The organism is Idiomarina sp. ST10R2A5 (assembly GCF_051842325.1).
In the GTDB taxonomy this organism is placed as follows: Bacteria; Pseudomonadota; Gammaproteobacteria; order Enterobacterales; family Alteromonadaceae; genus Idiomarina; species Idiomarina abyssalis.
Genome location: NZ_JBNIEX010000002.1, coordinates 202,854 through 225,266 on the forward strand (window position 1 = coordinate 202,854; position 22,413 = coordinate 225,266).

Sequence of the window (22,413 nt, forward strand, 5' to 3'; positions counted from 1 at the left end):
CTATTGCAAGTCTTATCGTATTAATGTGAAGCTGTAAAAAGCCTAGGTACGTTCCTTCTAATTCTTCTGCTTTCACCAATCGTAATATATCACTAAATAAGTACACTGTTATCTTATATAATTTATAAGAAAAAATTGATTAAAAACACTTACTTAGGTATCAAAGTTTCTTATTTATACTTGTACTGCAATATTAGCCTAAGAGTTGCAAAATGTAGTAATCAAAAGAATCATTTACACAGGCCTAATAAGTTCCGCAAATTATCATTTTAGATGTTTCAACAGTACCTAGTTCTAATAGCTAAAATTTCTATCCTAGTTAGTAAGAGGACCCATTCTTTTAATAGAATAAACAGCTTTTCCATGCTTAAGCACAAACCCGATAGGCTCGATTCCGAATGCTCGTTTCGAGAAATTTCCAAGCTAGCCTAGTATTTTCTCTTATGGTCACTAATTAAATGTATCCCGACTTTTTTCGGCTGTACCCTCCCCTACTAAGTAGTTGTATAGATTTAAATATTCTAACCCCGTATCAAAACCTTGAGTCTCATTAGAATCGAGTTGAAAAGATATATTTTCCCCATTACGGTGGAAGCCATTATTAATACCGTCAAAATCGGTTCTGTAGCCAAGGCTTTGAAAAACAAAATGCGAAGCTAGTTGCACATCGTTCAACGGGTAGAATTTTACTTTAGATGCCCCCGTATATAACGACGGAAGCCCACCAACAAAGGGGGCCACTATAGGAATACCAACAGACTGGGCTTCAATAAATGAATTTGAACTATTTTCTATAGCTGACCCTATAAAACAGATTGAGCAATTTTTGTAATAATATGCCATTCTTTCCGACTCTAAAGAACCAAGAAACTGAATGTTATCTTCAAGCTCAAAACGTTTTATTATTTTCTTAAGCGACCTAGAATAACTGTCATTCCTTTTACTTATATCGCCTGTTGCAAGTAACTGGATGTTTGGAGCTTTTTGTTTAACAGAAGCCAGAACGTTAAGCATAAATGCAAAACCTTTTAAAGGATTACATATGTCTCCGGGGAAAAATATAGTTTCTTCTTGAAGAGAGCTCTCATCCCACTTTATGTTCAAGAACTCACTTCTCAACCCTTCATCCACCTTAAAATAAGATATTTTAGGGTTAATTGAAAAAGAACGCACAAAGTCCCAGTTTGTCCTACCTATTATATTTTGAGAGTTCTTAATTTGCCGAGTTTCAGAAAGAAATCTAGTGTAGAGGGAAAAATGCTTAAACCAACAATATATCTTTCCTAAAAAAGAAATATAGCTGTTGAACTTAGTCATCGCTTTAGTTTTATATATTTCAGAGACCAACCCTTGAATAGAAGTTACGGTTGGAGCGCCGTTAGATATGTAGAAAGCTTCAAAATATGGAAACTCTGTACCATGAAAATGAATTAAATCTGGATCAGCTATATTTATTAAACGTTCTGCAATTTTATGCGATTTATTCTTTAGATAAATATATTTACCAACCCGCGGTTCCGGAAATGTCAGATAGGTTATCCCTTGCAGTTTAGTTTCGGTATATCCCAGTTTAGAGGGGCAAGCTATAAAAACTTGCACACTTCTTTGCTGACTCTTAAAGTAATCTAGTAGACTAACCAACCATGAACCGCTTGTTGTCTTGGGTAGCGAGTAATGTTCACATAAATCGGGCATAGCATGATTGACAACCCAAAGTACTTTTAAAGGCTTTCCACTATTATGTTTAATCTCATTATCATTCAGCACGTCAACTATCCATTTAAATATCTATATATAAACAACGTTTATTTTTCGCGTAAACTAGGCCAATTATACGACCAGACAACTATAAAAAGTAAAAGGTGTAACATAAACCCGGTAAAAAAGTTATTTCTTGTTGAAATTACTATAAGAAAAAGAAAAAAGAAAATTAGTTTATTCTTAGGAAAGTATAAAAGCAGCCAAAACACCATAAAAATAAAAGGTAATACGAATAACACACCTTTATATGCTGCCAGTACGAGTATGCCACTAGATGGGATTAAACGCTTATCGAACACAGCATCACTCATCCCTGCCAATGAGTGGGCAAGGAAGTCTAAAGCTAATTCGTTACCAGAAGAACGGTTATGGCTGTCGTTTAATATCGAATCGAAACGACCGATAATATACTCTGAAAAACTACTATCAAATGATAGTATTAAAATGGATATCGAAAACAAAATAGCTATCGTAAAAAAATTCTTAAGTTTAATTTTACTAAATGATACTATAATAATGATACCGATAAAGTATATTATATAAGCTAAAGACATTGAGCTTAAGCCTAACAACCCAATAGATAAAAAAGTAAAATCAAGCTTTCTCCGGTTATAGTAATCTAAAAAAAGAACCATTGAAATAAATAGACCAAAGGTCCCAGGTTCGTCAAAAACCGAATTCATTCGCGCGAATGATATACCGGGTAAGTTATAAATAGAAGAACTAAATGACAAGTAAGTAGCATATACCGTGTGCCCAGAGTGATCCTCAAAGACGAATGACTGGTCAGGTTTCACTAAAAAAAGGATGAAAGATATAAATGCAAAAAATATAGGCCACTTAACCGCACTAGATATATTTTTATAGTTACTCCTGCTTATTAATGCAACAACGATCTTGAATGCTAAATAAAATTTCAAGAAATGATATAAATCAACTGCAGAACTTTCAGAGATTCCAAAGTAGGAAAATCTCACAAAAACATAAATAATAACTAACAACCAAAAAACAAGGTCTAAGGCATAAAAAAATATTATGTCACGAAAACTAAAAAATATAGCTAATAGGCATAAAAAATTAATTAGATATTTAACTTCCTTACCTATAAAAAGATCAAGTGCAACCACCTCCTGAGTTGTTAATAATAGAATTAAGGTTAAAATTAACACTAGTACGTTTTTTAACATACTTTTCAGTAGCCTTTTAAATTAAAGCTTTTATAAAACATAAAGCGAGCAAGAAAGTGGTAAAAGTGAAGAAATGTGAACTATTTTTCCAAAAAATAAATCTATTAGAAATTACTTCTCTTCTAGTGGAAGCCAATAGATGTAAACTACTAGCTATATTAATATAGTATCTTTTTCAACGATTAAATTTCTGGCATAAAACCCGAAAGGCTTAAAGAAAAGTTAAAGTAATTGAGTATAGTTTTTAAACTCATTCTAGGATTTTATTCCATAAAAAATTTTACTTACAACTTATTTGGTAATTAAGGAAGATAATATTTCATCTTATAATACTTCATATGAATATATAGCCTCTTGTGTATTCGAGAGCGGTATATATTCTTTCTTTCAGCTAACTCGCTTACATTTAACCGTTCGAAATAATCGCCACAAACATATCTGAACATACCATTTTTATATAAATAGGTTTCATAGGACATTTTTCGCCCAAAGAACGATATTCCTCTATATTGAACAAAATCGTTAAACTTCAATTTTTTTTCTATTTCATGTTTAGCTTGTGGAAGCATTATCATTGTGCCATCTACTTTCATTACATATTCAGATGTAGCATGAGAGAAGCAAAAGTTATAGTAATCGGACAGACTGACTTTCCCATTTTCAATGTCTTTTTTATAATTAATACCTTGGCTGGCTACTTCTTTATTAAAAAAAATAAGTTTGGTTCTTATTCCTATAGTTCCGAGATAGTCTATCAATTTTTCTATTACACGTAGCGTCGCTTCGTCACTATTATTCGCTACAAAAATAACTTCCGAAACTAAAGACGCAATACTCATTACACTTGCTGTTAGAAATTCAGACTCATGAGACAGTCTATATACTGCAGATATTTCAAATGGCCTATCAGTAGCCTTTATACCGAACCCTTTCTCAAATTCACTTAAATCAGTTGATTCAGCTTTATCCTCGATAAATCTGGGTGATAAATTAATCGAATGAAGACGCCCTAATATAAAATTCTTTATTCTAAGGAACAGCAACATCTAATCCTCTCTTAAAATTTATAAACTGAGATACTCCTAATAACCATTTAAGCAAAGTAAAATTCATACCATCAAGATCGAAATTTCGTCATTCCAAATTTAGATTACTATTATGTAACCAGAAATATTAACCGGGCAATTGATATCTAAAATCTTCATTGCTTTAACAGGAAGCTTCGACGTTAGCCATAACTATAATACTACTTTAATTTACTGGTTGATCTTTATTAAATATTTAAAAAGTAGTAATTTTTTTCAAAAATACTTATTATTTTTATACAATTAATGCTTATCGAACTGTAAAAATTAATTTATTCGCAATAACTTTTTAAAGTCAGAATTTATACCTTTTAAGATACTCGTCGAGTACGATTTTTCCGCTGTTTTTTCTATTTATCAGATCAAAAAAATATTCAAACTCTTTATCTGGATCATGATTCCCACTACTTTTTGCTAATTCGTAGGCAGATTTTGAATCGCTATAATTTTCCGCTATATAATTTTCTTTATATGCAGTCCTAAAAAATGTAAAACCAGTTATATAGAGTTCACTAAAATCGGTATCTATTAGGTGATTAATTGCTTGAATCCCGGTCGTTGGTATCCTTACATTAAGCTTTCTTCTTAATTTCATATACTTCGAAAAAGAACCAGCCGCTTTTATCTTAAGATCTGGATATTTAGCTTTTATTTCAAAAAAATCCTTAAACAAGAAAATCTCCCTGTAAGGGTACAGTATAAACTTCGTATGCTGTTTTATAAGTATGCTTGGCTTTATTTCCCCCCCCCCCGTTATCGGGTCCTCATTTAAACAATGGTATAAAACATCTGTTCTTTCAGAATTACCATTTTTCTCAAGCATTAAGGGAGATTTATTTAGCCTTATGATGAGATCGAAATCGTCAAGTTTAACAGGATTAGAAAACTGCATCGCAGTGTCTGCCGGGCCTATGATAATTATTTTTTTACCACTAAAATATTTATCATTAAAAAAATCGCTTGGTCTTATTTTAAAAACATAGATTAATAAAAGCTTTATTAATCTGAATAATTTTTTAATTTTATTTAAAAACATAACTTGACTAAAACCTTCAAAAAAATTAAGCAATATATAACGCCAATTCGATAAGGAGTTTTAAAAAGTAGCTACATATGAAATTATGTCTAACAATAATCAAACACCACAAACCTGAAGCGAATCGAACATACCGCCGCTATATTTCATATTTAACTTTGTCGAGAGTCTTAAACCAGTTTTACTGAAGGCACTCACTCTCAATAAATTCATTCTGCGTAGATTTCCCCGGTTAAATAAAAAACAATAGTAACTGGTTTTATCTATAAGCTCGTACCAAGGCTCTGATTCACACTTGTTCACTAGTACTCAACAACCTTTTTTGAGCATCTTTCATACTGGCAAAAGGCAGATAAGAAAAAAACTTCAGTTAGTGTTAAGATGATTTAATCTAAGCTTGGCTAGCCTGTAAACAAGAAATATTAAAATTATGTATAATATTTTCTAAGTGCCATCAATAAAGGAACTAGGTGCTAACCGTATAAGATAATAATTTCAATTAATATTATCTTCCTTACTTACAAGCTTTAAAAAGGTTTGATACCTCTATTGAAATTTAGCTAACCAATTAAGTAATGAGGATTTTATCTTGCTTTTTTACTAGATCATCAAGTTCTTTTATTTGTTCAAGAAAAATCTCGAGTTTGTCTAAAGGCAGCGCGCTAGGACCATCACATTTTGCCTTATTGGGATTTTTATGTGCTTCTAAAAAAAGACCAGCGAGCCCCGTTGAAATTCCGGCTTTAGCTAACTCGACTATTTCAGAACGTCTCCCGCCAGATACAGAACCACCGCTTTCTCTTTGCTGTAGAGCGTGGGTTACGTCAAAAACGATAGGCGCATTGTTGCTAATATTCTTCATAACACCGAAACCAAGCAAATCGACCACTAAATTATCGTATCCAAAACACGTTCCGCGCTCACAGAGCATTATACGTTCATTACCTGCTTCTCTGAACTTTTCAATGATGTGTTTCATTTGTCCTGGGCTAAGGAATTGAGGTTTTTTTATATTGATCACTTTGCCAGTCTTCGCCATTGCGGTAACCAAATCGGTTTGGCGAGCTAGGAATGCGGGAAGCTGCAATACGTCCACTACTTCAGAAGCTGCTTCAGCTTGAAATGACTCATGGACGTCTGTTATTAACGGTACTCCAAATTCTTTTTTTACATCCGCAAGAATCTTTAACCCTTTATTTAAACCCGGCCCACGATATGAGTGGATTGACGAACGATTAGCTTTATCAAAACTAGCTTTAAAAACAAAGGGAATACCGAGCTTTTTTGTCACCCGAACATATTCCTCACATGCTTCCATTACTAACTCTTCGGATTCTATAACATTAATACCACCGAAGAGCGTAAAGCCAAGCTGATTTCCTACCGAAATATTATTATTTATTTCAATGACCATTTTTAAACTCTAAAAAAATCCGTAATTCTTTACTAAGGAACTGACCTCAGCTCCCATCGATATATCCACGAGGATCTTTTTTTCATTTGATGCTCGAGTATAAATTTCTTCAATCACTTCTTTTTCTATTACTTTAGGTATAACAACTAACCCCTCAGCGTCCCCGAAAACTAAGCTTCCAGGGCTAACCGATACACCGCTTAAATTAATTGTTTTATTCAAAGATGCCATTGTAGCGCGTTTCCGAACATCTTGGCAGGTATAACCTGAAGAGAACACAGGCAGCCCCAATTTAAGTACTTCACTAGAATCCCTGGTTTTTCCCCCAACGACTACCGCTGATGCACCCGCCCTAATAGCTAAATTTGCATTCAATTCTCCGAAGTAGGCATAATCAGGGGTATCATTCTCCACCAGAATGATATCATTAGGTATTATGGTATCGTAGGAATGTAAAGCTGAATAAATTCCTTTAAAATCTTCTCCCTTTTTTAACTTTCGAAGTTTTAACGTTTTTGCTCGTCCAAGAAATTTCGCTTCAGGGATATTAGGAGTCAGCCCACGGATAACTTGATTACTATAGCCAAAATCATCAAGAATATCTGATAGCATACTACTTGTGAGATGATTTCTAATATTGGTTAACAATCGACGATCTTGTTCTCTCAAGCCAGCCGCGATTAAGTTCGCTAATTCAAATTCTTCAGGCCAGTTCACGTCAATAGCTTCTAGTGGTGAAGCCTGGAGCATTAAAGGAGACTCACCTACTCTTCGATTTGTCTTCTTTGCAGCTTCATTTTTTACAATATACAACCCCATAGTTTCTATGACAGTGTCATCAAGATCTACGCTGTTTGGAATGTGATTAATATCATAACTAGGTTTACCTTCTTCCCATGTATACTGCTTTTCAGAGTTAACAAGCACTGCTGAATCGTATCCAGACGAAGGTTCCATCAACGCGTCGACGCCCTTTTTAATCGTGTCAGGTTGAATAAAAGGGCTCGTACCAAGAATTTGAATATAAATATCAGCTTCAACTTGGTTTACTTCATTCATAAAAAGCTGATTTCCATCAGTTTTGTTACTAGCAAGAGATGGATCGCGATTTAAAATCTTACAGTCAATTTCACTTGCAAAGTCAATAACGTCTTTTGATTCAGTATCTAAATAAACTTCATCAATAAAATCGCAAAGTACTAATTTCTCTAGGGTGTGTAAAAATAGTGGCTTACCATCAAGTAACTTCAAATTCTTACTTTCTATTCTTGAGCTTGAGCCTTTAGCTGGCAAAAACGCGACGACTCTCATAAAGCTCCTCTATTCAGGTTTTGATATATATATAAATTATTTGCTTCATCAGTAACAACTAAGCTATTTACAGAAGTTTCACTCATTAGTATGTCTGCATCAACACATTTTGTTGAATAGGATACTACTTTAGGCGATTTTGTCATTATTGATTCAGCACTTAAACTATTAAGCTCTGACAACTCATAGTTTGACAATGCACGGCTAACATCTCCGTCGGTAATTACACCTACCAAGTTTTCATTTTTTGTTACACAAACAACTCCACATTTAGAGTTCGCGATCCGAGTTAACAAAAGTTTAAAGTCACTCGCTACATGCACAGTTACTGCAGGTAAGGCAAATTCAATGACTCGGCTAAGTAGCTTCCTACCAAGACTACCACCAGGATGAAATCTAGCGAAGTTTTCTGGCTTGAACTGCCTCGCCTCCATTAACGCAATAGCCAATGCATCTCCCATGACAAGCGTAGCAGTTGTCGAAGACGTTGGTGCTAGTTGCAGAGGGCAAGCTTCCTCTTGAACTCCTATATCTAAATGACAATCAGAATTCTGAGCTAGGGTTGAGCTAGGATTTCCGGTCATACAAATCAATGTATTACCATTGTCTTTCAAGAAAGGTAACAATCTTAATAGCTCTTCTGTCTCACCAGAGTTAGAAATTGCCAAAAAAACATCTGAAGGCTGTACCATACCTAAGTCACCGTGAAATGCCTCAGATGGGTGAAGAAAGAAACTAGGGGTACCTGTACTAACTAAAGTTGCAAAGATTTTTTTTCCAATATGACCTGATTTTCCCATCCCACAAACGATAACTCTACCATCCACATCAAGGATTTTAGTGATAGCACTATCAAAAGCAGCATCAATTTTTTTAGCAACAAAATTTATTGAAGAACATTGCGTTTCAAAAACTCTTTGAGCGATCCCTTTATAGCTGAACATCAAATCATTAACCTTATAATTTAGCTTGATTCTATTTGAGGCTTACCACGTTTCTGCGAACTGCTTTACAAACTTACTAACTTACTAGTCTTAACTACAAGCTTGAATTTTATTTTAATATTACGCCATTATTTTAATATTTCATATGTTCTTATACGCACTCAGCCGGGCGTTTTAAAAACTTTTATGTAATAAGTATCTGCTTTTCATGCAAAACTAGATAGAAACGTTAATCTAAAAATATACAAGTCTCTTAGAAAGGTAACACTATGAAGTATAAGCCATTTTTCTAAAATTATTGTTACTAACAAGTAGTTGCTCATAGGTTCCCGAATCTTGAACCGTTCCATTATTTAGAAAATAGATTGTATCGCACTGTCTTACAGTATTAATTCTATGCGCAATTATCACTATTGTTTTTGCACCAGATAAGTTGTGGATCGCATCCATGACTAACTTTTCTGTTATTCCATCAAGCGCGCTTGTAGCTTCGTCAAAAACTAGTACATCCGCGTCATCATATAGTGCTCTCGCGATACCAATTCGCTGTCTTTGCCCTCCCGATATCTGTATACCTCGTTCACCTACTCTTGTATCTAACCCTTCGTCAAGTTGATCTAATAAATCCTCTAAGTGAGCAAGTTTCGCAGCCTTTCGCACGCGTTCTTCATCTATTCCGTCAGGTGCTATCCCAAAAGCAATATTTTCCCTTATACTCGAATCAGCTAAAAATATTGTCTGGGGAACAAAGCCAATGTTATTTTGCCAAGCACGTTTTCTACTCTCCCTCACTTCAATACCGTCAACTTTAAGCAGCCCCTTCTGGGGCTCTATCAACCCTAACAAGATATCTATGGTTGTCGACTTGCCTGAGCCTGAAGCTCCGACCAACCCAATAACTTGATTAACGGGCAATTTCAAATTCAAGTTTTGCAAAGCCATTTGCCTGTTACCGGGATATGAAAAGCTTATACCTTCCAGTTCTATAAGATTTCTGGGTTTAAGCTTCCCATATTGTGCAGCATTTTCTATTGTTTTTTCATATAGACTTGCTTTTAAATCTTCTTCAATGCTATCAAATGAAGCCATGTTTCCTTTTACCTGAGCTAAGCTAGTATATATCTGTTGAAAAGCAGGAAGTAATTTGAACCCAGCCAACGCATATACTGATAAAACAGGCAATATATCACTTAAATCCCCATCATATTCCGATAATAAGTAAAGTATCAAAAAGATCACGGCACCAAACGCAACTAATTCCATAGCATAGCGAGGGGCCTGGGCAAGAGCCCTAGTCACTCCTTGTGAGTTACCTAATAACTCGCTGGACTTATTAAAACGGTGTACAAAATCATTTTGGCGACCCAAGAGAAGGGTATCCCGAATACCACCAAATCCCTCATTCATAAGTTTAAAACGTTCTTGGTTAGCTTTGGAAATATCGTTCCCATTTCGGGTTAGTTGACTGCGAATTAACCTGTACAAAAGCACATAGGCAACACTAAATGTAGAGAGTCCAACCAGAGCAACCAAAGGATTAAAAGCAAATATGGCCCCCCCCATGACTAACCCTAAAACAGCTTTTGCATTCATCTGCATTAATGGCTGAATGACTAGATTAGTTATCCTATTAGTCTCTTGTGAGATTCTATTGGTTAGCTCACTGCTAGTGCCTTTAGCATGGAATAGCCATGGCTGTGACATATAGTGTTTAAATAAACGAGTAGAGATTTCTGCACCAACTTTTGCAGCGTAAAGAGACAGACGCCATGTTGTAAACATGGCAATGATACTTGCACAGGCCAGCACTACTAAAACGCATACTCCCAACCAAAACAAAAAATCTCTTGGATTTTGAAAACCAGTTAATGAATATATTTCAGCTAATACCCCCTCTCCCTGTAATAGACTGATATCACCCACCAGTGCCATAAAAGGCCCTATTGCAGCTACCCCTGCGACTTCAGAAAATGCCATTAAAACAACCAAAAACTGAAGTCTTATAAGTCGTTTTCGTTGCTCACTCGAGAGAAGTTGGAAAAGACGTTTCAGACGTTTAAACATATAACTATTCGACTCTTAGTTAAAGAGATAAAAGTAAAAAGCAAATTAAGAGCAATTTTGCCGATTTTAAAACTGAAAGATATTTTTTATTTTACTTAGGACATGATTCAAGAAAATATAATCATCAAATTAGCAAATGCTCCCGCTGGTAAACCCATTTTTTTACTAATCAATGACTTTATTTACTTCCATTAAAATTGAGGGAGTTTAACATCTTATTCTTACTAAACATGCTTCTTGATAAAACAAAACCTATACTCAATAAGCCACCTAAGAAGGTACCAATAATGGATATTATAGCACGCGATGGTTTGGCTTTTTGTTCTGGCACCACGGCCGGATCTAAGGTTTGGAAAATATACTCAGGGCGCACATTCGCCAGCATAATGGTTTGTGTTTGCTTTTCTATGAGTTGGTAAAACATTTGCTGCATGTCACTTAACGAGGTGCTTTGTAGCTCTTTGTCTAAATATTCCAGGCTTCTCTTCGCCTCCCGAATATCTCTTTCACGCATGTGGCTATTAATTTCTTCAATAAGCCACCCCACCCATCTTTGGGCAACTTCTGGAGACTGATGGTTCACCGCAACAGTTACCAATCCTGTTGCGTCGTCTTTACTGACTTCCAGCACCTGGTCTCTGAATACTCTTACATATTCCCAACTCGATGGCGCTGACTGCTTAGGCGGTTCAACTTCTCTGACCCACTCATTCATGTCTGGATCATAAACCTCATTGTTAAAGACAATACCACTACCCCGATTCCATTCTTCCACAGCCATAAGCTCAGGCAGAATGTCATACTTTTCGACAAAGCCTTTAATAAAGGCGCGAGATTTAAGAATTTCTAACGCGATGGTGGTTTTATCAGCATTTTTACCACCTAAGTTAACACCGGCTAAACTAGCCAGGCCACCCAATTGCCCTGCCATTTGAGAAAGTCCGCCACCGCTCGCTTCTTCAGTAGGCGCGAGTGTTGCTTCAGACCTATAAATATTCGGCAGGCTTAAAGAGTAAATAACGGACCCAACCGCAAACACGAAGGTAATGGCAATAATCCACCATTTGCCTTGCCAAATTATGCCGAATAGCTCGCGCAGGTCTATTTCGTCGTCCTGGTAATCCGGATGGCGGTTTGGTTCGTAGTTAGGAGGAGTTAGTGGTGCTTTAGAATTTTCGTTTTTCATCATGAAGGCCTTAAGGGTTGCCTACTTAACGTTATTTTTATAAGTTGCGCACGCTACCGCCCATGGGGTGCGGCTCCCATAGACCGATAGTGCTGTTAATTGTGTGTAATTTGTGCGTTACTAAATTTAGATCAAGCTCGTATGATACCGCATGCAGCCCTTTCTCTACAAAGGCTTTATCATATCTTTTCGATGGAATTTTGAGCACTTGACTCCCCCGAACTTATCACTCTTTTGTCCTATGGCGGTTTCTCGCTGGTTTGTGTAATCTCAATTTTTAGCCTGGCATTTATGTCAGGAACAGTATCTCACCTGACATAAATGTCAGGCTACATATGAAGAAGCAACACAAGGAACCAAAAACATGGATGTAATTCACCACGGCGCTTTTGAAGGGGTTACCGGCTCGTGCCACGAGCTTTTGTTAGACAATGACCACTCACTACTTATTGACTGCGGTTTGTTTCAGGGGGCAGAAACATCTGGTTCGGGTGCCGACGCCAGCGCCCAGGAAATAGACTTTGATATAAGCAAGGTAAAGGCATTGGTAGTAACACACTGCCACATTGACCACGTTGGTCGCATACCCTGGTTGCTTATTGCGGGTTTCAACGGCTCTATTTATTGCACCAAGGCCACTGCGCTGTTACTGCCGCTGGTTATTGAAGACGCCTTAAAGGTTGGTTTAACCCGTAACGCTGAGATTATCGACGCGGTTATTGCCCGGCTGCGACGCCAGCTAAACCCTGTTGCTTATGACCAATGGCTTGAACTCCCCGCCGAGTTTGCTACTGAGCCTTTTAAACTGCGCTTTCGCCAGGCCGGCCACATTCTGGGATCGTCTTATGTTGAAATTGAAAATGTGAGTACCCACTACCGCGTGGTGTTCTCGGGTGACTTAGGTTGTAAAAACACCCCACTGCTGCCCGACCCTAAGCCATTAGAGCGTGCCGATTTTTTGTTGCTGGAAAGTACCTACGGCGACAAAAACCATGAGTCGCGGGCTGATCGTGCCCAGCGATTAAAGTCGGTAGTCGAACGCTGCATTGAAAACAAAGGCACCATTTTAATTCCGGCTTTTAGCATTGGCCGTACGCAGGAGCTTTTATATGAGCTGGAAGATATTATCCACCAGGCGCGTGAAGAAGAAGCGAAAACCGGCACGAAAAATCCTGTCTGGCATAAAATGACGGTAATTCTCGATTCCCCTCTGGCAGCGCAGTTTACTAAGCAGTACCGCGCCATGAAGGATTTATGGGACGAGGACGCCCACAAACGCTTAGACGAAGACCGCCACCCGCTTAATTTTGACCGTCTGCTAACGGTGGATGAGCACAGCGAACACGAGCGCATTGTGAATTACCTGCAAAGCAGCGGTGACCCCTGCATTGTAATTGCCGCCAGCGGTATGTGTACCGGCGGGCGTATGCTCAACTATTTAAAAGCCTTACTGCCCGACCCGCGCACCGATGTACTTTTTGTGGGGTATCAGGCCGCAGGTACACCGGGGCGTGACATTCAAACTTACGGCCCTGAGGGCGGCTATGTGGAGTTAGACCATCAGCGCATTTGGATTAAAGCGGGTATTTATACCTTAGGCGGTTATTCCGCTCACGCCGACCAGCAGGAGCTGCTGGACTTTATTGACGCCACTGAAGAGCCGGTAAAGCTTATACGGTTAATTCATGGGGAACCCGATGCGCGTTTGGCGTTGGCAACGAAAATAAAAGCGCGATACGGGGATGTGATCACGCCCACTTAATTGGCTGTCGCCCATGTTGCTGCAAATACTCGTTGGCTTTACGAAAATGGTTGGCGTCGAAAAAGCCGCGGTGCGCTGACAAAGGCGACGGGTGAGGTGCCGTTAGTATGCAATGCTTGTTGCCGTCTATTAGCGGTATTTTCTTTTGTGCATGCGAGCCCCACAGTAAAAAGACCACATGCTCGGTAGCTTCAGACACTTTACTAATAACGGTATCGGTAAAGGTTTCCCAGCCCCAGCTGGCGTGACTGTGTGCTTTGCCCTGCTCTACGGTCAGTACGGTATTGAGCAGCAGCACACCCTGCTCTGCCCAACTGGTTAAATCGCCGTGTTTTGGCAGTACGGTGTCGGGGTAGTCCATAGCTATGGCTTTGAACATATTGCGCAGCGACGGCGGAAACTTAACGCCTTCGGGCACCGAAAAGCTTAAACCGTGTGCCTGCCCCGGGCCGTGGTATGGGTCCTGCCCTAAAATAACTACTTTAATGTTCTCAGGCTCGGTCAGCTTAAGTGCGTTGAACACGTCTTCTTTTGGTGGGTACACCACGCTTTGCTGACGCGCCTGTTCAACACGCTGCCACAGTTCTTGAAAATACGGCTTTTGTTTTTCTTCAGCTAGAAGATCGGTCCAGGGCATTGTGGTGTTTCCGTTGTTATTGTTTTTGTATGATAAAACGATATGATCCTTGTTCTCAACTAAAGATGCGCAAGGTTACCTATGTCTGAGCAAAGTCAGTTACCTAAAGTCAGTGTTTATTTAATTACGTTAAACGAAGGTCGCCACCTGAACGAAGTATTGGCCAGTGTTAAAGGTGCTGATGAAATAGTGCTGGTAGATTCGGGCTCAACCGATGACACACTCAGCATTGCCGAAAAACACGGTGCCCGTATTATTCATCAGGACTGGTTAGGTTACGCCAGACAAAAGGCCTTTGCTTTAGAGCAATGCCGTAACGACTGGGTGATCAACCTGGACGGCGATGAAGTAATGCCGGAAGGCGCTTTTGAGCAAATACAGCAGCGTATTGCCAAAGGCGATATTAATGGTATTTACCTGGCGCACGACGACATTTTTATGGGGCACTCGCTGCCTTACCATCGGCATCATCGCTTCCGCAGGGTGTATCGTAAGTCGAAGTCGCAGTGGAATACGTCCACCAAAGTGCATGAGCACATTGAGGTAGAGCCGCCTCTGACGCACTTGCCTATTGACGTTAAACACTACGGTTATGATTCAGCTCATGGCTATATGGACAAACTGAACAAATACTCGTTGCTAAAGGCTAAGCAACGGGAGGAGCGCGGGCGTCACTGCAGCCTGGCACGCGTGCTGCTGATATTCCCGCTTATGTTCATTAAGTTTTACTTTATTCGCCGCATGTTTTTAGCCGGGTGGCGCGGCTTTATTAAAGCCAACATCGACGCGTTTCATTTTTTCCTGACCGAAGCCAAGCTGTATGAGCGCGCTTACCGACGTAAGCGCGGCGATGATGTTGAAAAGTCAGAACACTGATATGGCTTCTTTACCCATTTATTTAATTAACCTGGATCGCTCAAGGCACCGCCTGGACGATGTAAAAAAGGCCATGTCTGAACTGAACCTGGACTTTCAACGGGTGTCGGCGGTGGATGGCCGTGCCGTTTCAAACAGCGCAGTGAATGCGGTATACAGCCACCAGTTGAACACCGAGCGCTACAATTACGACCTGACCATGGGCGAAATTGCCTGCTACATGAGCCACCGCAAGGCCTGGCAAAAGCTTTTAGACAGCGAAGATAACGCAGCGATAATTCTGGAAGATGACATTGTGCTGGACCCGCTGTTTGCTCAGTTGCAAAAGCCGCTGAAGGCACTAGCGGCCAGCCGCTTCGCGAACTGGGACCTCATTAAGCTGGCACAGCCGTTTACACCCAAGGTATCGCAGCCGCTGGAAACCTTTGGTGATTTTCAACTGGTGGATTATAAAAAACCACCGATGGGCGCTTGTGCTTACCTGCTTAGCCGGCAAGGCGCAAAAAAACTGCTGTCGCGGGTACCCTTTTTCCGTCCGGTGGATGTGGACATGCAATGGCAATGGGAGACAGGAGCTCATGTGCTAGGGCTACTGCCTTACACCGTGGACAACAGTCACTCACACGAAAGCGATATTTTTAGTGTAGCCAACCGCCACACATTAAAGCGCCGCGGTTGGGTTCGTCTGAAGGAACAATGGCGGTTCTTCTGGCAGAACCGCCGATACCACAAAAACAGGTAGTCTGAAATTTACTTCGTTCCCCTGTATTTATCAAACCAATGCAGGATATAAGCAACTTTGTTCATTAAGTTGCTGGGCCGCGCGTAAATACCGTGGCCTGAGTCCTGAATGCGTACCATGGCGGTGTCCACACCTTCCAGTTTCAGTGCCTGATAATACTGTTCGGTTTCTGACATTGGTGTTCTGTAGTCGTTTTCACCGGTCAGCAGCATGGTTGGCGTAGTCACATTACCCACGTAGCTGATAGGCGAATACTTCATGTAATGCTCCAGGTTGTCCCATGGCATGCCCGGGAACCAGTACTGATAGAAGAAGTTGTACATATCAGCCGTTAACACAAAGCTGTACCAGTTGATTACCGGCTTGGCCACAACCGACGCTTTAAAGCGGTCGGTATGGCCGACTATCCAGGCGGTTAGCACGCCGCCGCCACTACCACCGGTGACAAACAGCTCGTCTTCGTTAATAAAGCCTTTGTCGATAACCGCGTCTACGCCGTCCATTAAGTCGTTGTAGTCGTGGCTTGGGTAGTTATGGTGAATTTCGTTCGCAAAGTCTGAACCGTAGCTGGTACTGCCGCGCGGGTTGGTGTACAGCACCACGTAGCCTGCCGCCGCAAACAACTGAATTTCAGCAGCGAAACGCGGACCATAATTGGTATGCGGGCCACCGTGAATTTCCAGCATTAACGGGTAGTCTTTGTTTTTGTCGAAGCCCGGCGGGTAAGCAATCCAGCCTTGTAAGTCGATACCGTCAACACTGGATTTGTAGTTGATCTCTTCGACTTTGGCTAATTGCTTGTGGCCTAATGCGTCTTCGTTCAAACGCGTTAGCTGCTGAACGTCACCGCTGTCCCATAACGCCAGCTCGGCCGGACGCATGGGGTTAGAGATGGTAAAGGCAATGCGATCACCCTTGGCAACACTGAAATCACCACCACCGTATGGCCGACTGTACGACAACCCACCAACGCGGTCGGTCAGGTTCTTGTATTCGCCGTTTAAGTTGGTACGTGCCAACTGGCCAACGCCATTGTTGTCGTAGGTGAAATAAATGCCCTGGCTGTCGGTATCCCAGGAAAACCCGGTAACACTGCGGTCTAAATCGTCAGCCAGTACGCGCACATTGGAGCCGTCCAACGCCATGACATAGAGTTTAGCTGCCTGAAAGCTCATTTTGGTGTCGTCATAACCGGTAAAGGCAATTTTTTCGCCGTCTGGCGACACTTTTGGCGAGCTGTCCGGGCCAGTACGGTCGGTAACCGCTGAAATTTCTTTGCTGCTTAAAGTCAGACGGTAAATTTCACTGTTAACAGGCTGGCGGAAGGCGTCGTCGCGACGGTTCGCCGAAAAGAAAATGTGCTTGCTGTCGGGTGACCAGGCCAGCTGCCCGCCGTGGTTGAATTCGTCGTCGGTTAGCTGACGTGGCGAACCACCAGTTGCGGGCATAACATAAATTTGCTGATGGCCGTCTTTTGCGTAGCCACCACCATCGAAGCGATAATTGTCTTTGTCGACGTACTTAGGCGCTTCGGTCCAGTTAGCACCTTCGGGTTTGCCCGGTAAGCTGACCGGAGCCGGCTTTGATTTTGGTGTGAACATGGAAAAAGCAATTTGGCTGCCATCGGGTGACCAGCTAAGGTTCGACGGCGCTTGTGTCAGCTGCGTTACTGCCGCACTGTCACCGGAGTCTACCCAGTAAATATGAACCTGCGGTGAACCGGTTTCGGTGGATACATAAGCTAAGCGATCACCATTTGGTGACCACACCGGCTGGCTTTCGCTGCCCTGCTCACCGGTTAACGGCCGAATATCGCCGTCGGGCAGACTGGCCCATAAACGGCCTACTTTACGGTCGTTATTAATGTCCATGGACTGACGCACAAACACTGTCCATTCACCGCTGGGGTGAATAGTCGGCGAGGATGCGTATTCCAGCGTGAATACGTCTTCTAATTCAAACTTTTCCTGGGCTGCTGCTGTGCCTGACAAGGCCAGTGCGGCTGCCGCAATTATCCATTTTTTCATTGTTGTTCCCCCGGAAAATAAAAAACCGCCTCGGTAGAGACGGTTTTATCGTGATTCACGGTGTGAATCAATGTATTAGAACGCGTAAGAGAAGCTGACTGACGCATAGTCACGGTCAGTGGTCGCATCGTAGTCACCGCCGGTGAAGGTGGTGTAACCCAGGCTCACTTTGTAAGTAGACAGGTAGTCCGCTACTAAGTTAACGCCCAGCGACTTACGGTCTTCAATAAAGTTGCTGTTTGGTGAGTAACCATTAACGTCGTGGTTAAACTGAACCACAGGCGTTAAACCCCAGCCCTGCCAAACGTCCTGATACTCAAACTGGAAGCGGGTACGGTAGCCCCACGAGTTTGAAGTGACAAAACCGTCGCAGTTCATGTCGGCCGGAGCGCCAGTGTCTTGTGCACTTAAGCACTTACCATACAGTGGCAAACGACCGTAGCGTTGTTCGTTCAGACCTGGCAGGTCATGCACCTGGTTAGTGGCAATTTCACCCACAAAGGTCATGCGGTCAGAACCCCACAGACGGTCAACAAAGCGCACAAAACTGACCTGCGCCTGACTAACGTCCATGCGGTCGTAACCGTGAGCTAACTCACCCAGCTCAGCGTTGTTAACACGGTCAGCAAAGGTGCTTGGCACGTTTGGACGCAAACCGGCGGTTAAAATTTCGGTGGTGTTAATTTGTACCGGCACACCGTCGCGGTAGCTGTACTCACCGCCAACAGACCAAAGGCCTAAGTTGGTACTAAAGCTAAAACCATAAACTTTAGTATCTTCAGGGTATTCAATAACCAAACGAGGTCCGTCTATCGGATAGCCATTAGGTGTTGACCAGGTATAGCCAAGTTGTTGGCCAGCTGCGCCGGCCGCTTGCTGGAATGGACGCGGGTCCACTGTCCAGTTGTACGCCGAAATAATTGGCGTGTTGTTGTGCAGGTTAAGGTAGTAAACACCAAATTCTGTGTCTAAGTCCATTGAGTAGTAACGCAGGTTAGCACCCCATTGGCCGCTGTCTGAAGCTTCCAGCATAGGGTTGCTGCCAATATAAGCGCCTGCTTGTACTGACTCGAAGTCACTTAAGTAGCTGTCTGGGTCACCTGGTACTAACTGTGGGTTCAGTGTCACTTTACCGCAGCCAGGGCCGCCGATGATATCGACACTTGAGAAGTAAGTACCACAGCCGTCCAGTTTAGTGTTGTCCCACTCGTACTGGTAGAAAGCTTCTAAGTTTAAGGTATTGGTTAAGCCAATGCTGGTGCTCAACATGCCAACGGGTAACAGCGCTTCTTTAATTTCTGCGCCCGGACGACGTGCCGCGTTTACATCCAGTGGGTTAATGTCGTTAATACCGTTGAAAACAAAGGTACTTTCACCCCAGCTTAATACCTGGCGTCCTAAACGAACGCTGGCTGGCATATCGCCTAAGTCAAAGTTGGCGTAGACAAAGGCATCCAGTAATTCAACGCCTTTACCTTGAGAGTAGTCGTCGAATACGTCGTCGTTCAGTTTGGTGTCCGGGTAGTAGTTGTTACCCGGGTGACCGTGCACCATGTTCTCTTCAGAAATGATGTGATCGTACCAATAGTTGAAACGAATAAAGGCACCGTGGCTTCCGCCATCAATGCTTAAGTCGTGTACGCCTTTGACTACGGATGATACTAAATCACCTTTATCAAAGTTCAGGTTACCGTCGTCACCCACACTTGACTGTGCCGTTCCGCCCTGGCGGTTGCCCGGATGCATCAGGTGGTTAGCCTGATCTTCCATACGCCATGCAGCGCCGTATGACAGAATAGAGTCGAATTTAATTTCGTAATCGCCGACTTCGAAGTCAGCAGCCTGGCCTGATGCCGCAAAGCTCAGTGCAATGGCCGTAGCCAGAGGAAGTTTTTTTAGCATAGTTGTTCTTCTTTTCATTGTGAGCCACCTAATCCTTTAAACTTGTTTGGCGGTTATGTCTGAATCATGTCCGATGAGTTAAAAATATGCAAGTGTATGAACACGAAAATATAACAAGTTGTTGGAAAAAATGCGGGAAAATGTCGCTACTGACGCTAAAAATGGAGCGCCAGCAGCGAATCTAGAATGTTACAAAGACTCAGCAAATATTACAGTTTGCTGTTTAATTCAGGTAATACGTCGAACAAATCGGCCACTAAACCGTAGTCCGCCACCTGAAAGATTGGGGCTTCTTCGTCTTTGTTGATGGCAACAATGACTTTAGAGTCTTTCATACCGGCTAAGTGCTGGATAGCACCACTAATGCCTACCGCAATATAAAGCTGCGGAGCAACAATTTTACCGGTTTGACCAACCTGCATGTCGTTTGGTACGAAACCAGCGTCTACCGCGGCGCGTGATGCACCTACTGCAGCGCCCAGTTTGTCAGCTACGTCTTCCAGCAAGTGGAAGTTTTCGCCGTTCTGCATACCACGACCACCAGAAATAACGATTTCTGCTGAGGTCAGGTCAGGACGTTCTGATTCTGCCAGTTGCTCTTCAACAAACTCAGATTTGTCGTTGTTAAATACGGAATCGATGTTTTCGACTTCGCCGCTACCGCCTTCTTCTGCAACAGCGTCAAATGCCGTTGCACGAACGGTAATGACTTTAATTTTGTCTTCTGACTGCACAGTGGCAATGGCATTACCCGCATAAATAGGACGCTTAAAGGTGTCATCGCTTTCTACCGAGATAATGTCAGATACCTGTGCCACGTCTAATAACGCAGCAACGCGCGGCATGAAGTTTTTGCCGGTGGTTGTGGCCGGAGCCAGAATGTGGCTGTAGTTTTTGCCTAAGTCAGCAACCAGTTCGCTGATGTTTTCGGCCAACTGATGCTCGTAAGCTTCGTTGTCTGCCAGCATGACTTTTTTCACGCCGTCGGCTTTTGCCACATTTTCAGCAACGGTTGAGCACCCTTTACCGGCAACCAGTACCTCGATGTCGCCACCGATTTTCTGTGCAGCGGCTAGCGTTTTCAGCGTTGAAGGGTCAACCGCATTATTGTCGTGTTCTGCTACCACTAAGATGCTCATAATACTTTCGCCTCGTTTTTCAGTTTGTCGACCAGCTCATCTACATCGGCTACTTTCACGCCAGCGCTACGTTCCGCAGGCGTTTCAACTTTCAGCAGCTTAATAGTGCGCTTAACTTCCACACCCAGTTCGTCCGGGCTTGTGGTTTCCAGCGGCTTACGCTTGGCTTTCATGATGTTTGGCAGCGACGCGTAACGCGGTTCGTTCAGACGCAGGTCGGTAGTGACAATAGCCGGCAGGTTCAATTTAACGGTTTGCAGACCACCGTCAATTTCACGGGTGACGTTTACAAAGCCGTCGCCTACTTCCACTTTAGACGCGAAAGTACCCTGTGGCATACCGGTTAAGGCACCCAGCATTTGACCGGTCTGGTTGTTGTCTGAGTCGATAGACTGTTTACCCAGGATGACCATGTCCGGCTCTTCTTTCTCTACCACACCTTTTAGAATTTTGGCGGCAGATAAAGAGTCCGGCATGTCGTCGGTTTCAACCTGAATAGCACGGTCTGCACCTAATGCCAGCGCAGTACGTAACTGCTCCTGTACCGCTTTAGGGCCAATAGAAACTACAACAACTTCGTCTGCTGTGCCTGCCTCTTTAAGGCGTACAGCTTCTTCTACGGCAATTTCGCAGAATGGGTTAAGTGCCATTTTGACGTTCGCCAAATCGACATCGGACTGATCTGGTTTAACACGCACCTTGACGTTGTAGTCAATGACGCGCTTAACCGCGACAAGTATCTTCATGTTGTCTTCCTTTTTCTGGAATGTTCTGAATGTTGGTCTTTATTGTGCTGTCATTATCCTAGACTGGCGTCGATCTCACAAGTTATGGGAGAATAAAACTCTATTGCCGTAAGGGAGAGTTTACATGACCAGCTGGGAACAGCTTTTTCGTCACTTAGTTCAACAAGCCAAAAGTCTACCAGAATATCCGGCAGAATGTCGTGATGACGATCATCTGGTGGGTGGCTGCGAGGCGAAGGTGTGGCTGTGGCTGGATACTTCTGATGTGGAGGCAGTAGTGATTCGTTTTGATTCCGAGTCGCGCATTGTGCGCGGGCTACTGGCACTACTACAACAACGGCTGGACGGCTGCTCGGTGGCGGAAATAGCCGCCTTTGACATTGACGCCTTTTACCGCGCCGAAGGCCTGGACAACGCCCTAAGCCCTTCGCGCAGCAACGGCCTGTACCAAGTCGCCAAAACCCTGAAGTTGCGGGTTGTGAATGAGCGCTGAGGTTATAGGAGCTACTGCGGAGGACGCCCGTGAATACATCCCTGTAGGGCTTGGGCAGCGCCATCCATGGCGCTGCACACCTCCGCAGTAGCTCCCATAAC

General features: G+C 42.4%; 18 protein-coding genes. 4 read left to right on the forward strand and 14 right to left on the reverse strand.

The window, feature by feature from the left end:
* Positions 1-450 precede the first annotated feature (450 nt).
* From ACP7FG_RS03555 to ACP7FG_RS03595, 9 genes are all read right to left on the reverse strand, one after another.
* On the reverse strand, positions 451-1,767 hold the full coding sequence (locus ACP7FG_RS03555; protein WP_439225541.1) for a glycosyltransferase family 4 protein: 1,317 nt from the start codon (positions 1,765-1,767) through the stop codon (positions 451-453).
* A 38-nt stretch (positions 1,768-1,805) separates the two neighbouring features.
* Entirely contained in the window at positions 1,806-2,948 is a 1,143-nt protein-coding gene (locus ACP7FG_RS03560; protein ID WP_439225542.1) for a hypothetical protein, read from the reverse strand.
* Positions 2,949-3,250: 302 nt separating this feature from the next.
* Positions 3,251-3,994: a hypothetical protein gene (locus ACP7FG_RS03565; protein WP_439225543.1), complete on the reverse strand. Its 744-nt coding sequence runs from the start codon at positions 3,992-3,994 to the stop codon at positions 3,251-3,253.
* 334 nt (positions 3,995-4,328) lie between these two features.
* On the reverse strand, positions 4,329-5,069 hold the full coding sequence (locus tag ACP7FG_RS03570; RefSeq protein ID WP_439225544.1) for a hypothetical protein: 741 nt from the start codon (positions 5,067-5,069) through the stop codon (positions 4,329-4,331).
* Positions 5,070-5,637: 568 nt separating this feature from the next.
* Positions 5,638-6,483: a 3-deoxy-8-phosphooctulonate synthase gene (kdsA, locus tag ACP7FG_RS03575; protein ID WP_439225545.1), complete on the reverse strand. Its 846-nt coding sequence runs from the start codon at positions 6,481-6,483 to the stop codon at positions 5,638-5,640.
* 9 nt (positions 6,484-6,492) lie between these two features.
* Positions 6,493-7,794, reverse strand: a complete 1,302-nt coding sequence (locus tag ACP7FG_RS03580) for a cytidylyltransferase domain-containing protein (RefSeq protein WP_439225546.1) — start codon at positions 7,792-7,794, stop codon at positions 6,493-6,495.
* Positions 7,791-8,738, reverse strand: coding sequence for a KpsF/GutQ family sugar-phosphate isomerase (locus ACP7FG_RS03585; RefSeq protein ID WP_439225547.1), 948 nt, complete (start codon positions 8,736-8,738; stop codon positions 7,791-7,793). Before ACP7FG_RS03585 ends, ACP7FG_RS03580 begins: the two co-directional genes overlap by 4 nt.
* Before the next feature lie 267 nt (positions 8,739-9,005).
* A complete protein-coding gene (locus ACP7FG_RS03590) occupies positions 9,006-10,715 on the reverse strand; it encodes an ABC transporter ATP-binding protein (RefSeq protein WP_439225548.1) in 1,710 nt (569 codons plus the stop codon).
* A 265-nt stretch (positions 10,716-10,980) separates the two neighbouring features.
* Positions 10,981-11,991 carry a Wzz/FepE/Etk N-terminal domain-containing protein gene (locus tag ACP7FG_RS03595; RefSeq protein ID WP_439225549.1) on the reverse strand — a complete coding sequence of 337 codons (1,011 nt, stop codon included), beginning with the start codon at positions 11,989-11,991 and terminating at the stop codon, positions 10,981-10,983.
* 361 nt (positions 11,992-12,352) lie between these two features.
* On the opposite strand from ACP7FG_RS03595, the gene ACP7FG_RS03600 reads away from it, so the two are divergent.
* Positions 12,353-13,750 carry an MBL fold metallo-hydrolase RNA specificity domain-containing protein gene (locus ACP7FG_RS03600; protein WP_439225550.1) on the forward strand — a complete coding sequence of 466 codons (1,398 nt, stop codon included), beginning with the start codon at positions 12,353-12,355 and terminating at the stop codon, positions 13,748-13,750.
* Here the strand turns inward: ACP7FG_RS03600 and ung are convergent.
* A complete protein-coding gene (gene ung / locus ACP7FG_RS03605) occupies positions 13,737-14,387 on the reverse strand; it encodes a uracil-DNA glycosylase (RefSeq protein ID WP_439225551.1) in 651 nt (216 codons plus the stop codon). The two genes, ACP7FG_RS03600 and ung, sit on opposite strands and share 14 nt — an antisense overlap.
* A gap of 81 nt (positions 14,388-14,468) precedes the next feature.
* Between ung and ACP7FG_RS03610 the strand changes: the two genes are divergently transcribed.
* Together ACP7FG_RS03610 and ACP7FG_RS03615 are read left to right on the forward strand one after the other, a co-directional pair.
* Positions 14,469-15,263 carry a glycosyltransferase family 2 protein gene (locus ACP7FG_RS03610; protein ID WP_439225552.1) on the forward strand — a complete coding sequence of 265 codons (795 nt, stop codon included), beginning with the start codon at positions 14,469-14,471 and terminating at the stop codon, positions 15,261-15,263.
* Entirely contained in the window at positions 15,208-16,005 is a 798-nt protein-coding gene (locus tag ACP7FG_RS03615; protein WP_439225553.1) for a glycosyltransferase family 25 protein, read from the forward strand. Before ACP7FG_RS03610 ends, ACP7FG_RS03615 begins: the two co-directional genes overlap by 56 nt.
* An 8-nt stretch (positions 16,006-16,013) precedes the next feature.
* On the opposite strand, the gene ACP7FG_RS03620 is transcribed toward ACP7FG_RS03615, so the two are convergent.
* From ACP7FG_RS03620 to ACP7FG_RS03635, 4 genes are all read right to left on the reverse strand, one after another.
* Entirely contained in the window at positions 16,014-18,032 is a 2,019-nt protein-coding gene (locus ACP7FG_RS03620) for a S9 family peptidase (protein ID WP_439225554.1), read from the reverse strand.
* A 75-nt stretch (positions 18,033-18,107) separates the two neighbouring features.
* Positions 18,108-19,952: a DUF1302 domain-containing protein gene (locus tag ACP7FG_RS03625; protein ID WP_439225555.1), complete on the reverse strand. Its 1,845-nt coding sequence runs from the start codon at positions 19,950-19,952 to the stop codon at positions 18,108-18,110.
* Positions 19,953-20,143: 191 nt separating this feature from the next.
* On the reverse strand, positions 20,144-21,073 hold the full coding sequence (locus tag ACP7FG_RS03630) for an electron transfer flavoprotein subunit alpha/FixB family protein (RefSeq protein ID WP_222236509.1): 930 nt from the start codon (positions 21,071-21,073) through the stop codon (positions 20,144-20,146).
* Positions 21,070-21,819 carry an electron transfer flavoprotein subunit beta/FixA family protein gene (locus ACP7FG_RS03635; RefSeq protein WP_439225556.1) on the reverse strand — a complete coding sequence of 250 codons (750 nt, stop codon included), beginning with the start codon at positions 21,817-21,819 and terminating at the stop codon, positions 21,070-21,072. Before ACP7FG_RS03635 ends, ACP7FG_RS03630 begins: the two co-directional genes overlap by 4 nt.
* A 124-nt stretch (positions 21,820-21,943) precedes the next feature.
* Between ACP7FG_RS03635 and ACP7FG_RS03640 the strand changes: the two genes are divergently transcribed.
* Positions 21,944-22,312: a SufE family protein gene (locus tag ACP7FG_RS03640; RefSeq protein WP_439225557.1), complete on the forward strand. Its 369-nt coding sequence runs from the start codon at positions 21,944-21,946 to the stop codon at positions 22,310-22,312.
* Positions 22,313-22,413 lie beyond the last annotated feature (101 nt).